This window comes from Mesorhizobium oxytropidicola (genome assembly GCF_056174625.1).
This window is the reverse complement of the sequence record NZ_CM149692.1, coordinates 4,135,933-4,150,369: the sequence shown is the minus strand read 5'-3', so window position 1 is coordinate 4,150,369 and position 14,437 is coordinate 4,135,933. Positions and strand designations below refer to the sequence as shown.

The window sequence follows — 14,437 nt, the reverse complement described above, 5'->3', positions numbered from 1 at the left end:
TCAAAAGCGTGCGGCGGATCGCTATCCCAGCCGCCCCAGCACCGGGAAATTCTCCAGCAGCCAATAGGACACGGCCTGCACGCCGCCGGTGAGGAAAAACACACCGGCGACCACCAGCAGCGCGCCGATCGCCTTTTCGACACGGCCGAGATGGACGCGGAATTTGCCGAGGAAGCGCATGAAGGCGCCGGAAAACAGCGCTGCGATCAGGAAGGGGATGCCAAGTCCGAGCGAATAGGCGGCGAGCAGCAGCGCGCCCTCGCCCACGGTTTCGCGGCCGCCGGCCAGCGTCAGGATCGGCCCCAGCACTGGGCCGATGCACGGCGTCCAGCCGAAGGCGAAGGCGAGCCCCATGACATAGGCGGCGACGGCACTGGCCGGCTTGCCCTGTGACTGGAAGCGCGCCTCACGCGACAACAGCGGAATGCGCAGGATGCCGAGGAAATTCAGGCCCATCAGGATGATCAGCACGCCGGCACCCATCGCCAGCGGCTCCTGCCAGACACGCAGCAGCCGGCCGATGGTCGAAGCGCCGGCGCCGAGCGCGACGAACACCGTCGAGAAGCCGAGCACGAAGGCGATCGAGGAATAAAGCAGCGCACCACGCGTACCTTCCCGAGCTGTCACACCCGCATTGCCGCGAAAATCGTCGACCGACACGCCTGCCATGTAGCAGAGATAGGGCGGCACCAGCGGCAGCACGCAAGGCGACAGGAACGAGATGGCCCCCGCCCCGACCGCGCTGACATAGCCGATGTCCAATGCCATTCCAAAACTCCAACTGCTCCCGGGCGGATATAGCGACGGCCAGGCCTGTCTGCCAATCACCATTGTGTGGAAAGTCATCGCCGCATGCGTAGATCGGGACGAAAGCGCCGGCATGGGACGTTGTAATAAAGAGGCCGCGATTTCCCGCGCGTCTCCAAATATCAGCCAGGGAGATTTCCATGAAAACCATAACAATAGGGCTGGCAGCACTTCTGCTCAGCACCGCAGCATCCTTCGCCGCCGAAGCGTGGAAGGAAGCCGATGTCGGAGGCACCAAGATCTACACCGATGCCAAGGGCATGACGCTTTACACCTACGACAAGGACGAGAAGGGCAAGTCGAACTGCTACGACAAATGCGCCGCCAACTGGCCACCGCTGAAGGCCGAGGCCGGCGCGAAGACTTCCGAAGGATGGACAATCGTCGACCGTACCGACGGCACCAAGATGTGGGCCTATGACGGAAAGCCGCTTTACACATTCATCAAGGACAAGAAAGCCGGAGATGTGAGCGGTGATGGCGTCGCAGGCGTCTGGCATACCGCCAAAGCCGACTGAACCCTCATGCCATATCCCGCTCGCCGGCGGGATATGGCCTGGTCGCCGGACATCCTTCCTCGATCCGGCGGCCAGCTTGTTTGTGAACCGTAGCGCCCACGCCTCGGTGCGGCATTGCGGCGGATTCTTCCTCGACTCGATGCAAACATGAAACCGAGCCATTGCAGCCGACTCGGGACCACCATCTCTCCAAGCCAAAATCTGTGATTTCTCCATACACTCTAAGAGTGTATTGCTGCGGACAGCTCCGCAATTTGGGCGCTTCCCCTTGACCGGATGCAAAAGCGCGGCCATGTGAGCGGCAAATAGAACGAGATTTCGTCGCGCGCAGCGGAATTCTTCTGCCGCACCACAGCTGATATGAGACCTCATGGACGTCGTCGTCGTCGAATCGCCGGCCAAGGCGAAGACAATCAACAAATACCTCGGCAGGAACTACAAGGTTCTGGCCTCGTTCGGCCATGTCCGCGATTTGCCGGCCAAGGACGGATCGGTGCGTCCGGATGAGGATTTTGCCATGTCCTGGGCGGTCGACACCGCCTCGGGCAAGCGCCTCGCCGACATCGCCAAGGCGGTCAAGGATGCCGACGGCCTGATCCTCGCCACCGACCCGGATCGCGAAGGCGAAGCCATCTCCTGGCACGTGCTGGAAGTGCTGAAGCAGAAGCGCGCGCTGAAGGACAAGACGGTCAGCCGCGTCGTCTTTAACGCCATCACCAAATCGTCGGTGCTGGAAGCCATGGCCAATCCGCGCCAGATCGATGCGCCGCTGGTCGATGCCTACCTTGCCCGCCGGGCGCTCGACTATCTCGTCGGCTTCACGCTGTCGCCGGTGCTGTGGCGCAAATTGCCTGGCGCCCGCTCCGCCGGCCGCGTCCAGTCGGTAGCGCTGCGCCTGGTCTGCGACCGCGAATCCGAGATCGAACGCTTCATCCGCGAGGAATATTGGCAGATCGCCGCCCTCCTCGGCACGCCGCGCAACGAGACTTTCGAAGCGCGGCTGACCGCCTTCGAGCGCAAGAAGCTGCAAAAGCTCGACGTTGCCAACAAGGCGCAAGCCGACGATATCAAGGGAATGCTCGAGGGCGCGACCTTCAAGGCGCTGTCCGTCGAAGCCAAACCGACCAAGCGCAACCCCGGCCCACCCTTCACCACCTCGACGCTGCAGCAGGCGGCCTCATCGGGTCTCGGTTTTTCGGCCACCCGCACCATGCAAGTGGCGCAGCGGCTCTATGAAGGCATGGAGATCGGCGGCGAGACCACCGGCCTGATCACCTATATGCGAACCGATGGCGTGCAGATGGCGCCCGAGGCGATCTCGGGTGCTCGCGACGCCATCGCCAAGGAATTCGGCCCGAAATATCTGCCGGAAAAGCCGCGCCAGTACACCGCCAAGGCCAAGAACGCCCAGGAAGCGCACGAGGCCATCCGCCCGACGGATTTCATGCGCACCCCGGCATCGGTCCGGCAATACCTCGATTCCGACCAGATGCGGCTTTATGAGCTGATCTGGAAGCGCGCCATCGCCAGCCAGATGCAGCCGGCCGAGATCGAGCGCACCACCGTCGAGATCGAGGCGGTGAACGGCGCCCGCACCGCCGAGCTTCGCGCCGTCGGTTCGGTCGTTCGTTTCGACGGCTTCATCGCCGCCTACACCGATCAGAAGGACGACGACGCGGAAGACGAGGAAAACCGTCGTCTGCCCGAAATCCGCGCCGGCGAGCAGCTTGCCCGCCAGGCGATCAACGCAACGCAGCACACGACCGAGCCGCCGCCGCGCTATTCAGAGGCGACGCTGATCAAGAAGCTGGAAGAGCTCGGTATCGGCCGTCCGTCTACCTACACCGCGATCCTGAAGACGCTCGAAGACCGCGACTATGTCACGATCGACAAGCGCCGGCTGGTGCCGCAGGCCAAGGGCCGCCTGCTGTCGGCCTTCCTGGAAAGCTTCTTCGAGCGCTATGTCGAATACGACTTCACCGCATCGCTCGAGGAAAAGCTCGACGAGATTTCCGACGGCAAGCTCGCCTGGAAAGACGTGCTGCGCGATTTCTGGAAGGATTTTTCCGGTGCGGTCGCCGACATCAAGGAGTTGCGCGTCACCGACGTGCTCGACGCGCTGAACGAGGAACTGGCACCGCTGGTGTTCCCCACAAGGGAAGACGGTTCGAACCCGCGCATTTGCCCGAAATGCGGCACCGGCAACCTGTCGCTGAAGCTCGGCAAGTTCGGCGCTTTCGTCGGCTGCTCGAACTATCCGGAATGCTCCTTCACACGCCAGCTCGGCGACGCTGCCAATCCGAATGGCGAGAATGGCGGCGGCGACGAGGGCACCAAGGTGCTTGGTAAGGACCCTTATACGGCCGAGGAAATCACGCTGCGCTCAGGCCGCTTCGGCCCCTACCTCCAGCGCGGTGACGGCAAGGAGGCCAAGCGTTCGAGCCTGCCCAAGGGCTGGACGCCTGAATCCATCGATCACGAGAAGGCGCTGGCGTTGCTGGCGCTGCCACGCGATATCGGCAAGCATCCGGAAACGTCCAAGATGATCTCGGCCGGGCTCGGCCGCTACGGCCCGTTCGTGCTGCATGATGGCACCTACGCCAATCTCGACAGCATCGAGGATGTGTTCTCGATCGGCCTCAACCGCGCGGTCACGGTGATTGCCGAGAAGCAGTCGAAGGGCAAGAACGGCCGCAACGGTGGCACTGCAGCTGCGCTCAAGGAACTTGGCGACCATCCGGATGGCGGCGGCAAGATCGTCGTGCGCGACGGCAAATACGGGCCTTATGTCAATTTCGGCAAGGTCAATGCCACGCTGCCCAAGGGCAAGGATCCGCAATCGGTGACCATCGAGGATGCGCTGGCGCTGATTGCCGAGAAGGAAGCCAAGGGCGGCGGCGGCAAGAAGCCGTTCCGCAAGGCGGCAGCGGCCAAAGCGCCGGCAACCAAGAAAACAGCGGCCAGAAAGCCGGCCGCGAAGAAAAAGGGTAGGACGGCGTGGCGCGCAGGATCACCGGACGAAGCCACGGCGATCCGCGCACCGCCGACACGAGAGCCAAGGTCAAGGACGACTACAGGCCCTCGCGCGACGAAATCCTGCGCTACATCGCCGAAAATCCCGATCGTGCCGGAAAGCGCGACATCGCCAAGGCGTTCGCGCTGCGCGGCGATGACCGCATCTGGCTGAAGGACATTCTGCGCGACCTGCAGGATGAAGGCGTGCTCACCAAGGAGCGCAAGCGGCTGACCCGCGTCGGCGCCCTGCCCCACGTCGCCGTGCTCGACATTTTTGGCCGCGACGGCGACGGTGTCTTGCTAGCGCATCCGGCCGAGTCCGTGGGCACGGGCGAACCACCCGTCGTCTCGATCCGCGTGTCGCGCAGCGGCAATGGTCCAGCACCGGGCATCGGCGACCGCGTGCTGGCCAAGACCTTTCCGACCGATGATCCGTCCGGCCCTGCCTATACCGGGCGGGTGATGAAGATCTTCGAGAAGCGCACCGATGCCGTTCTCGGCGTCTTTCGTGTGCTGAAGGACGGCACATTCCGCATCGAGCCGGTGGAACGCCGCCAGCCCGAACTGATCGTCGACAAGGAATTCCAGAACGGGGCCAAGAACGGCGACCTGGTCGAGGTCGAGCCCGCGCGCGCCTCCCGCTATGGGCTGCCGCGCGCCAAGGTGCTCAACGTGCTGGGTTCGCTGACCAGCGAAAAGGCGGTCTCGATGATCGCCATCCACGCGCACGACATCCCGCACATCTTCCCGGCCGACGTCATCGCCGAATCCGAGGCCGTGAAGCCGGCAACGATGGATCATCGCGAGGACTGGCGCGACCTGCCGCTGGTCACCATCGATCCGGCCGACGCCAAGGACCATGACGACGCCGTCTTCGCCACACCCGATCTCGACGAAAAGAACCCGGGCGGTGTGATCGCCACTGTCGCCATCGCCGATGTCGCCGCCTATGTCCGCTACGGCACGGCCCTCGACCGCGAAGCCTTGAAGCGCGGCAATTCGGTCTATTTCCCGGACCGCGTCGTGCCGATGCTGCCCGAACGCATCTCCAACGATCTCTGTTCGCTGCGTGAAGGCCAGGATCGCCCGGCGCTGGCGGTGCGCATGACCTTTTCAGCCGATGGCCACAAGATCAGGCACTCCTTCCACCGTGTGATGATGAAATCCGCGGCGAAGCTGGCCTACCCGCAGGCGCAGGCGGCGATCGACGGTGTGCCCGACGACAAGACCGGCCCGATCCTCGACACGGTGCTGAAGCCGCTTTGGGATGCCTATGCGATCCTCAAGCGCGGCCGCGCCGGCCGCCAGCCGCTCGAACTCGACCTGCCGGAGCGCAAAATCCTGCTCAAGCCGGACGGCACGGTCGATCGCGTCATGGTGCCTGACCGGCTCGACGCCCACAAGCTCATCGAAGAATTCATGATCCAGGCCAATGTTGCCGCGGCTGAGACGCTGGAGGCGAAGAAGCAGGCGTTGGTCTACCGCGTCCACGATGCGCCGTCGCTTGCCAAGCAGGAATCGCTGCGCGAATTCCTGCAGACACTTGGCCTGTCGCTGGCGCGCGGCGCGCAGATGCGGCCTAGCCAATTCAACGGCATTCTGGAGCGCGTGCGCGGCGCCGACAATGAGGCGCTGGTCAACGAGGTGGTGCTGCGCTCGCAGAGCCAGGCCGAATACTCACCTGGAAATATTGGCCATTTCGGCCTCAACCTCAGGCGCTACGCGCATTTCACCTCGCCGATCCGGCGTTACGCCGACCTGATCGTGCATCGCGGGCTTAATGCCGCACTCGGTCTCGGCCCGGGAGGACTGACGCAGGACGAAGCAGCTCGGCTCGAAGACGTTGCAATACTGATCTCCGGCACGGAACGGCGTGCCATGGCGGCCGAGCGCGATACGGTCGACCGGCTTATCGCCGCCTATCTCGCCGAGCGCATCGACGACCGCTTCGACGCCCGCATCTCCGGCGTCACCAAATCAGGACTATTTGTCCAATTGCCGCAATATGGCGCGGATGGTTTCATCCCGGTGTCAACTCTGGGCGGCGATTACTATATATACGACGAAACCGCCCGCTCCCTGTTTGGAGAACGCTCGGGCAAAGGCTACCAGCTCGCGGACCACGTCGAGGTCCGGCTCGTCGAGGTGGCCCCAATGGCCGGCGCGATGCGCTTTGAGATGTTGACCGACCCGAAGCCCCTGCCAGGCTCCAGTAAGTCGTTTCACAAGGCTAAGGGCCGCGCTCGTGCGTCGCAATCGCGACCGGGTTCGCGCGGCAGGAGACGATGATGCCAAAAGAATTAGGGATACAAGAACAGGTTTTCGGCGGCGAACATCACACGGGCCGGGTTGCCCGCCCCTTGTGGACGGCGATGAAGCGCGGCCTGTTGGGCCGCTGCCCGAACTGCGGCGAAGGCAAGCTGTTCCGCGGCTTCACCAAGACTGTCGAGACCTGCAGCGTCTGTGGCGAGGAGATCCATCACCATCGCGCCGACGACCTGCCGGCCTATCTGGTCATCGTCATCGTCGGCCACATCGTTCTCGGTGCCTTCATGGGCGTGGAAGCGACGTCGACGCTGTCCACCTGGCAGCACATCGCCATCTGGGTGCCCTTGACCATCGTTTTGTCGGTCGCGCTGCTGCAGCCTGTCAAAGGCGCCGTCATCGGACTGCAATGGGCATTCTATATGCACGGATTCGGTGGCGAAAAGGATGGGGCGGAGTCCCACCACGGCGCCTGAAGCGCTGCTGGCGCAACATACCGACCGTGAAAGGCCACTTTCGTTTGCAAGAAGTTTCCGCTAGGTCCAGCGCATGGAAGCAATGACCAAGGCGGATGTCGACAAGCTCGACAAGGGTCTCGCCGCACATGGCGGCCGGCCCCTGCGTCCGCGTGATGCCGCGACCCTGATCCTGCTCGACCGCAAGGACGATGAGGTACTGGTGCTGATGGGCCGCCGCCACGCCGGCCACGCCTTCATGCCTGGAAAATTCGTGTTTCCCGGCGGCCGCACCGATCCGGCCGACAGCCGCATCGCGACCGCCACCGCCTTGCATCGCGACGAGGAAGCGAAGCTGCTTGCCGGTCCCGGCCGCACCAGTGCTGCGCGAGCCCGCGCGGTCGCCTTGTCCGCAATCCGCGAGACCTATGAGGAAGCCGGTCTGTTGATCGGCCAGAAGGCCGCCTTCGCGACCGACAAGCGTGACTGGCAAGGTTTTGTCGAACATGGCGTAAGGCCTTCGCTCGAAACGCTGCGTTTCATCGCGCGCGCCATCACCCCGCCCAACCGGGTTCGCCGCTTCGACACGCGTTTCTTCAGCGCCTGGCGCAGCGACGTCGCCGTCGAATTGCCGGGCGGTGGCCCGACCAACGAACTCGAGGAACTGGTCTGGCTGCCGCTTGCCAAGGCCAGGGAAGCCGACATACCCGACATCACCCGAATGATCCTGAACGAGCTGGAAAAGCGCCTTGCCCGTGATCCATTGCTACGTCCGGGTGGCCCCGTCCCCTTCTACCGGCTTGTCCGCAACCGCTTCACCCGCGAACTTCTGTAGAGCAATTCCAGGAAAAGTGTGACGCGGTTTTCGGTCCGGAATTGCGTACGATCAAAGAGACAGAGTATTCAGCATCCCATGACGGTCGATACCCAACCACAGGGCGACGAACGCGTACACTGGCTGCCGATGGTGGCGGCGATTTCGTCGATCAGCGTCGTCGGCATCGCCATTGGCCTCGGCATGCCACTGCTGAGCGTCATTCTGGAAACGCGTGGCCACTCGGCTTCGATGATCGGCCTTAACACGGCCGTCGCCGGCCTGGCCTCGATCGCCGGCGCGCCGTTGGCGACGCCGCTCGCCATGCGCTTTGGCGTCGCCTGGACCATGATCGCGATGATCGCCACCGGCGCGCTCGCCTTCGTCGGCTTCCATTTCGCGCCCGACTTCTGGATGTGGTTCCCGCTGCGCATCGTGCTGCATATCGCGTTGACGGTGCTGTTCATCCTGTCGGAATTCTGGATCAGCACCTCGGCACCGCCGCACCGGCGCGGCCTTGTCCTTGGCATCTACGCCACCGTCCTGTCGCTCGGTTTTGCCGCCGGACCGTGGCTGTTCGCGCATCTCGGCAGCTCAGGGTTCAGGCCGTTCGGCGTCATCATTGGATTGGTGACGCTGGCCGCGATACCGGTGCTGGCAGCGCGCAACGAAAGCCCGAGCATTGTAGCCGACGGCGAAACCAGCAATTTCCTGCGCTACATCTGGCTGGTGCCGACCGCGACTTTTGCCGTGCTGGTGTTCGGCGCCGTCGAGACCGGCGGCTTCGCGCTGTTCCCCGTCTATGGCAACCGCATCGGCTATTCCGAAGCCGACGCCGCGTTGCTGCTGACCATGATCGGCCTCGGCAATGTCCTCTTGCAGATCCCGATCGGCATGATCAGCGACCGTGTTTCGGACCGGCGCTATCTGCTGCTCGCCTGCGCCACGGTTGGCCTTGCCGGCACCCTGTTCATGCCTTTCTTTGCCGCGAACTGGCACTTGATGGCAGCGCTTCTATTCGTCTGGGGCGGTGTCGTCGCGGCCATGTACACGATCGGCCTCGCTCATCTCGGTTCGCAGCTCTCCGGTCACGAACTGGCGTCGGCCAATGCCGCCTTCGTGCTCTGCTACGGCGTGGGCATGGTGCTTGGCCCACAGGCGATCGGCATCGGCATGGACAGTTTCGGGCCTTCCGGCTTCGGCTGGTCGCTCGGCCTGTTCTTCGCCGCCTACATGGCGCTGGTTGGCGTCAGGCTGGTGCGCAAGATTTCTCCTTTGACCCTTTGACAAGCGACCGCTGCTGACAGAACCGTGTCAGGAGCCTCAGGGTAAAGAGTGTCCCCAAACATCGGACGTTGAGGACACTCCCATGATCGACAGCGGCTTTGAAACCACATCCCTGCGTATGACGCTCCTGCTGCTTGTGACCTTCCAGGCCCCGGCCGCGGATGTCGACCGCATCATGGACGCGGTGGTTGCGATCGCCCCGCTGGTCATGGGCAAGTATGACCGCAACGCCTATCAGTCGGCGCACGGTATCGAGCGCTACAGGCCGCTCGAAGGAGCCGCGGCCGGCGCCGAAACCGAATTGCGCCGCCGCCCGGGCACGGTCGAGGTTTCCTTCGAACTGCCTGATGACCAGGCGTTGGCGAGCCGTGTTGTCGAGGCGATTTTCCAGGCCCATTCCTATCAGGAGCCGGTGATCCGCATCCAGCCGATCCTCGCCAGCCGCTCCAAGGGGCTCGACGACCGCGCCAACCCGAATCGCTGGTGGAACACCACCGGAGACTGGAAGAAGGTTGCGGTGCCCGAGGCGGAAACCGCCTGATTTATACCTAATGGACGGCCCGGGCGGGCTACATCCGGTCCACCGGGCTTGACTTTCCGGGCACGTTCTTTATGTGTCGCGCCAAGTTTCCCGCGTCCGGGTGTTTTCCCGTGCTCCAGCGGCCAAAACCCCACGAACATAACGGACTGAGATCATGGCCAAAGCCGCAAACATCAAGATCAAGCTTCTGTCGACCGCCGACACCGGTTTCTTCTACGTGACCAGCAAGAACAGCCGTACCAAGACCGACAAGCTGTCGTTCCGCAAGTACGACCCGGTCGCCAAGAAGCATGTCGAATTCAAGGAAACCAAGATCAAGTAATCTGGGTTTCCCTCCGGCAAACAAAAACGCCGCCCATCGGGCGGCGTTTTTGTTTGCAAAGCAGAGCCTGCGGGCTGAGTTCCCTCAGCCGATGCGGTCGCCGCTTTTCGGGTCGAACAGATGCAGCGACACCGGATCGGCGGCCAGCCGCACCGTATCGCCAGGCTTCACGCCGGCGCGCCCCATGGCAAAGACACAGAGCTGCTGGTTGGCCAGCTTGACGTAGAACTGCGTTGAAAGCCCGAGCGGCTCCACCACCACCACCTCGCCCTGCAGCGCGCCGTCATCGGCCAGCCTTATATGCTCGGGCCGCAGACCGATGGTGATCGCGTCGCCGTCCTTGAGCGGCAAGCCATCCGGCAGCCGCAGCTTCTGGCCATCGGCCAGCACGGCATCCGACTTCCCGCCCTTGCGAACCGTCGCCGGCAAAAAGTTCATGCCTGGTGAGCCGATGAAACCGGCAACGAACATATTGGCCGGCCGATCATAGAGATCGAGCGGCGCGCCGACCTGCTGGATCAGCCCGTCATGCATGACGACGATCCGGTCGGCCATGGTCATCGCCTCGATCTGGTCGTGGGTGACATAGACAGAGGTGGTCTTCAATTGCTGGTGCAGCGCCTTGATCTCGGCGCGCATATGGACACGCAGCTTGGCGTCGAGGTTCGACAGCGGCTCGTCGAAGAGAAAGACCTTGGGATCGCGCACGATGGCGCGGCCCATGGCGACGCGCTGGCGTTGACCACCGGACAGCTGCCGCGGCAGGCGTTGCAGGTAGGTGTCCAGGCCGAGCCGCTTGGCCGCACCGTCGACCCTGGCGTCGATGGTCGTCTTCTCCGCCTTCTTCAACAGCAGGCTGAAGCCCATGTTCTTCGACACGTCCATATGCGGATAGAGTGCATAGGACTGGAACACCATGGCGATGTCGCGGTCCTTTGGTGCGACGTCATTGACCAGCCGCTCGCCGATCCGGATCTCGCCGCCGGAGGCTTCCTCCAGCCCCGCGATCATCCGCAAAAGCGTCGACTTGCCACAGCCGGACGGGCCGACCAGGACGACGAACTCACCGTCGGCGATTTCAAGGTCGACCGCATGCAGGACGCGGACGGCGCCATAATCCTTGCGGACCTTATCGAGCGTAACAGAAGCCATCGATCTATCCTTTGACGGCGCCGGCGGTCAGGCCGGTGACGAGATAGCGTTGCAGGAAGGCGAAGAAGATGCAGACCGGGATCAGCGCCAGGATGGACGCCGCCATCATCTGCCCCCAGTCGACGGCGAATTTGCCGATGAAGGTGAGCAGGCCGACGGCAAAAGTCTTCTGGTCGTCGCTGGAAATCAGCATCAGGGCGAACAGAAGCTCGCTCCACGCTGCGGTGAAGACGAAGCCAAGCGTCGCGCCCATGCCGGGCAGCGTGAGCGGCACGATCACCTTGCGCATCGCCTGCGCACGCGTGCAGCCGTCGATCATCGCCGCCTCTTCAAGATCCTTGGGGATGCCGTCGAAGAAGGACTGCATCAGGAAGGTGGCGAAGGCGGTGTTGAAGGCGGTGTAGATGATGATCAGCCCGGTCAGGCTGTTGATCAGGCCGATCTGCCCCATGACGCGGTAGATCGGCGGAATGACCATCACCAGCGGAAAGGTCTGGGTCAACAGCAGCATCAGGGCCAGAGCCGCCTTGCCGCGAAAGGTGAAGCGCGACATGGCGTAGCCGGCGAGCGTGGCAATGACCGTCACCAAGGCCGCGGTCGATACCGAGACGATGACGCTGTTGAGGAAATAGCGCGGGAAATCGGTAGCCTCGAGCACGGTGACGAAGTTCTGCAACGTCATGTGCGACGGCCAGAAGGTGATGCCTTCGGAATAGAGCAGCCGCTCCGGCGTCACCGAGATTTTCAGCGTCCAGTAGATCGGGAACAGGGCGAAGACCACATAGGCCACGATGGCCGCATAGAGGCCGACGCCGCCGAAGAACCGTTGTGAAGCAGAACGTCCCGCGATCATCAGACGTGCCTCACCAGTGAGCGGCGGATAGCGATCAGTGCGATCGCATAGGCAATGAGCAGGACGAGCAGCAGCACGGCCACCGCCGAGGCATAGCCCTTGTCCAGCGACTTGAAGGCGCTGACATAGATGTAGACCGGCACCGTATTGGTCGAGCCGGCCGGTCCGCCCTCGGTCATGACGAAGATCAGGTCGGCGAAGGTGGCGATCCAGATGGTGCGCAGCATCACGGTGATGGCGATGGTCGGCGCCAGGAACGGCAGCGTCACCTTGGTGAAGCGTTGCCAGGGCGAAGCGCCGTCGATCGCCGCCGCCTCATGCAATTCGGACGGGATAGACTTCAGCGCCGCCAGAAGCGTGATGGCAAAGAACGGAATGCCGAACCAGACATTGGCGATGATCGGCCCCCACATCGCCGTGGCCGGATCGGAGAGCACATTGGTCGGCTCCGCCTTCAGCCCGAGCGCGAACAGCCAGTGCGGCAGCGGTCCGACGATCGGATTGAACAGCCAGGCCCAGGTCAGGCCCGACAGGAAGGACGGCACCGCCCAGGGCAGGAACACCAGCGCCTGCACCACTTTGCGGCCCCAGAACGGCTTGTCGAGCAGCAGCGCCAAGCCAAGGCCGAGGAAGAACTGGAAGAACAGGCTGGCGACCGTCCACCACAGCGTGTTGACCAGCGCCTGCCCCAGCACCTGATCCGACAGCATGGCCTGATACTGGCCGAGCCCGACATATTCCGACTTGAAGGCCGAGAATTTGCGGAAGGAATAGCTGATGCCGATGACCAGCGGCACCAACAGCACCACGACCAGCAGGATGATCGCCGGGCTGAGATAGAGCCAGGGCTCGATGGCGGCATGCGACAGCCGCTTGCGGCGCGGCTTGCCGGCGGATCGGATTTCGGACAGGGCGTAGGTCATGGATTTGGCTCTACGGTGGGGGATGAGGGCCGGTAGGCAAACAGCGTCCTTCTCCCCGTTCAACGGGGAGAAGATGCCGGCAGGCAGATGAGGGGCGGCGCGAACCTATCGAGGCGTGGCGCCGCCCCTCATCCGTCACTTCGTGACACCTTCTCCCCGTGAACGGGGAGAAGGAAGAAGTTGCGCCTACTTCTTGTTCTTCGCCAGCCAGTCCTGCTGCTCCTTGGTCAGGAAAGCAGCCCATGCGTCGGCCGCTTCCTTGGCCGTCTTCTGGCCGAGCAGCACTTCCTGGAAATTCTTGATCGCCACCTGGTCGACGAAATTGCCGAGGTTTTCCAGATGCGTCGGCGGCGTCACCATTTCATATTTGGAGCTGTCGCTGAGCTCCGTGAACCAGCCCTTGAACTGTTCGGTCTTGAAATGGGCATCCTGGTCGGCGCCATTGTGGATCGGGACGACGCCGACTTCCTTGGCCCATTCCAGATTGTCCTTGGGCGACAGCAGCGTCGCCATCAGCTTCCAGGCATCGTCCTTGTGCTGGGAATTGGCGAACATCGCCCAGCCGGCATAGCCGAGCGTCGGGTAGGATTTGCCGCTCGGACCAACTGGCAGCGGCGCCACGGCGAAGTCGTCTGCGCTCATCTTGTCGGCGATGCCGAGCAGCGCGTCCGGATCCTGGTTGAGCATGGCGCAGGTGCCGGAATAGAAGCCGGTGACGGTTTCGTTGAAGCCCCAGCTCACCGCATCCTTCGGCGCCAGGCCGTCCTTGTACATGTCGGCCAGCATCTGCAGGCCCTTGACCGAGCCTTCGTCGTTGATGGTCGAGGTGCCGTCTTCGTTGAAGTAGCCGCCTTTGCCGGCGGCGATGTTCATGAACATGTGCATGCCGTTGAAGGCGCCGGGGCCGCCGCGCAGGCAGTAGCCGTACTTGCCCGGAATGGCGGAGATCTTCTTGGAGTCGGCGACGAACTCGTCGAGCGTGGCCGGCGGGCCGTCGAGACCGGCCTGCTTGAACAGCTTCTTGTTCCAGAACAGCGCGTTCACATAGTAGCCGTAGGGGATCATGTACTGGGTGTTGTTGACCGTCGAACCGAACTGCTTGGCACGGTCGCCGAGCGTCTTGGCGTCATCCCATTTGGCCATATAGGGGCCGAGATCCTCGAGCTGGGCATTGTTGGCATAGAGGCCCATCCAGCGTTCCGGCATCTCGACCACGTCGGGCGTGTCGCCGGCCTGCACCATGGTCAGGAACTTTTCGAAGGCCTGGCCCCAGGGCAGCGAGACCAGCTCGACCTTGACGCCGGGATTGGCGGCTTCGAACTCCGCGATCTGTTTCTTCAGGAATTCGGTGCGCGGCGGGCTGGTGATGACTTCGACCATTTTCAGGGTCGAGTCGGCCAGCGCGCCTCCGGCGGAAATCGCCAGCCCCGCAACGGTGGCAAGCATGACGGTCAGTTTTTTCATGTTCAAGACTCCCATTTTGAA

General features: G+C 63.1%; 12 protein-coding genes and 1 pseudogene. 8 read left to right on the top strand and 5 right to left on the bottom strand.

Annotation, left to right across the window (positions count from 1 at the left end):
* Positions 1–21 precede the first annotated feature (21 nt).
* A complete protein-coding gene (locus tag AC0V8S_RS20695) occupies positions 22–768 on the bottom strand; it encodes a cytochrome c biogenesis CcdA family protein (protein ID WP_475433042.1) in 747 nt (248 codons plus the stop codon).
* Positions 769–947: 179 nt separating this feature from the next.
* Here AC0V8S_RS20695 and AC0V8S_RS20690 point away from each other — a divergent pair, with 179 nt between their 5' ends.
* The 8 genes and pseudogenes from AC0V8S_RS20690 to rpmG all read left to right on the top strand — a co-directional run bounded on the left by AC0V8S_RS20690 (position 948) and on the right by rpmG (position 10,024).
* The gene (locus AC0V8S_RS20690) at positions 948–1,325 is read left to right on the top strand and encodes a COG4315 family predicted lipoprotein (RefSeq protein ID WP_183460027.1); all 378 of its coding nucleotides are present in this window, start codon (positions 948–950) and stop codon (positions 1,323–1,325) included.
* 370 nt (positions 1,326–1,695) lie between these two features.
* Positions 1,696–4,314 (top strand): annotated as a pseudogene (topA, locus tag AC0V8S_RS20685) (type I DNA topoisomerase); the annotation flags it as partial.
* An 8-nt stretch (positions 4,315–4,322) separates the two neighbouring features.
* Positions 4,323–6,629, top strand: a complete 2,307-nt coding sequence (gene rnr, locus AC0V8S_RS20680) for a ribonuclease R (RefSeq protein WP_475433040.1) — start codon at positions 4,323–4,325, stop codon at positions 6,627–6,629.
* Complete coding sequence (locus AC0V8S_RS20675; RefSeq protein ID WP_183460030.1) at positions 6,629–7,081, top strand: DUF983 domain-containing protein; 453 nt, start codon at positions 6,629–6,631, stop codon at positions 7,079–7,081. The genes rnr and AC0V8S_RS20675 overlap by 1 nt, the downstream gene beginning before the upstream one ends.
* Positions 7,082–7,154: 73 nt before the next feature.
* Positions 7,155–7,895, top strand: a complete 741-nt coding sequence (locus AC0V8S_RS20670; protein ID WP_183460031.1) for an NUDIX hydrolase — start codon at positions 7,155–7,157, stop codon at positions 7,893–7,895.
* A gap of 78 nt (positions 7,896–7,973) precedes the next feature.
* Positions 7,974–9,161 carry an MFS transporter gene (locus tag AC0V8S_RS20665; protein ID WP_475433037.1) on the top strand — a complete coding sequence of 396 codons (1,188 nt, stop codon included), beginning with the start codon at positions 7,974–7,976 and terminating at the stop codon, positions 9,159–9,161.
* Between the two features lie 82 nt (positions 9,162–9,243).
* Positions 9,244–9,702, top strand: coding sequence for a YqfO family protein (locus tag AC0V8S_RS20660; protein WP_475433036.1), 459 nt, complete (start codon positions 9,244–9,246; stop codon positions 9,700–9,702).
* Between the two features lie 154 nt (positions 9,703–9,856).
* Positions 9,857–10,024, top strand: coding sequence for a 50S ribosomal protein L33 (gene rpmG, locus AC0V8S_RS20655; RefSeq protein ID WP_006201775.1), 168 nt, complete (start codon positions 9,857–9,859; stop codon positions 10,022–10,024).
* A gap of 84 nt (positions 10,025–10,108) precedes the next feature.
* Here the strand turns inward: rpmG and AC0V8S_RS20650 are convergent, their stop codons facing one another.
* The 4 genes from AC0V8S_RS20650 to AC0V8S_RS20635 all read right to left on the bottom strand — a co-directional run bounded on the left by AC0V8S_RS20650 (position 10,109) and on the right by AC0V8S_RS20635 (position 14,416).
* Entirely contained in the window at positions 10,109–11,176 is a 1,068-nt protein-coding gene (locus AC0V8S_RS20650; RefSeq protein WP_475433021.1) for an ABC transporter ATP-binding protein, read from the bottom strand.
* Positions 11,177–11,180: 4 nt separating this feature from the next.
* On the bottom strand, positions 11,181–12,029 hold the full coding sequence (locus tag AC0V8S_RS20645; protein ID WP_475433019.1) for a carbohydrate ABC transporter permease: 849 nt from the start codon (positions 12,027–12,029) through the stop codon (positions 11,181–11,183).
* A complete protein-coding gene (locus AC0V8S_RS20640) occupies positions 12,029–12,952 on the bottom strand; it encodes a carbohydrate ABC transporter permease (RefSeq protein ID WP_183460038.1) in 924 nt (307 codons plus the stop codon). The genes AC0V8S_RS20645 and AC0V8S_RS20640 overlap by 1 nt, the downstream gene beginning before the upstream one ends.
* Positions 12,953–13,138: 186 nt before the next feature.
* Positions 13,139–14,416: an ABC transporter substrate-binding protein gene (locus tag AC0V8S_RS20635; protein WP_475433017.1), complete on the bottom strand. Its 1,278-nt coding sequence runs from the start codon at positions 14,414–14,416 to the stop codon at positions 13,139–13,141.
* Between the last annotated feature and the right edge of the window lie 21 nt (positions 14,417–14,437).

Coding starts and splice junctions, on each gene's coding strand:
- rpmG (WP_006201775.1), top strand. CDS start 9,857: ATGGCCAAAGCCGCAAACATCAAGATCAAGCTTCTGTCGACCGCCGAC.
- AC0V8S_RS20690 (WP_183460027.1), top strand. CDS start 948: ATGAAAACCATAACAATAGGGCTGGCAGCACTTCTGCTCAGCACCGCA.
- AC0V8S_RS20645 (WP_475433019.1), bottom strand. CDS start 12,029: ATGATCGCGGGACGTTCTGCTTCACAACGGTTCTTCGGCGGCGTCGGC.
- AC0V8S_RS20665 (WP_475433037.1), top strand. CDS start 7,974: ATGACGGTCGATACCCAACCACAGGGCGACGAACGCGTACACTGGCTG.
- AC0V8S_RS20650 (WP_475433021.1), bottom strand. CDS start 11,176: ATGGCTTCTGTTACGCTCGATAAGGTCCGCAAGGATTATGGCGCCGTC.
- AC0V8S_RS20635 (WP_475433017.1), bottom strand. CDS start 14,416: ATGAAAAAACTGACCGTCATGCTTGCCACCGTTGCGGGGCTGGCGATT.
- AC0V8S_RS20695 (WP_475433042.1), bottom strand. CDS start 768: ATGGCATTGGACATCGGCTATGTCAGCGCGGTCGGGGCGGGGGCCATC.
- AC0V8S_RS20675 (WP_183460030.1), top strand. CDS start 6,629: ATGCCAAAAGAATTAGGGATACAAGAACAGGTTTTCGGCGGCGAACAT.
- AC0V8S_RS20670 (WP_183460031.1), top strand. CDS start 7,155: ATGGAAGCAATGACCAAGGCGGATGTCGACAAGCTCGACAAGGGTCTC.
- AC0V8S_RS20660 (WP_475433036.1), top strand. CDS start 9,244: ATGATCGACAGCGGCTTTGAAACCACATCCCTGCGTATGACGCTCCTG.
- AC0V8S_RS20640 (WP_183460038.1), bottom strand. CDS start 12,952: ATGACCTACGCCCTGTCCGAAATCCGATCCGCCGGCAAGCCGCGCCGC.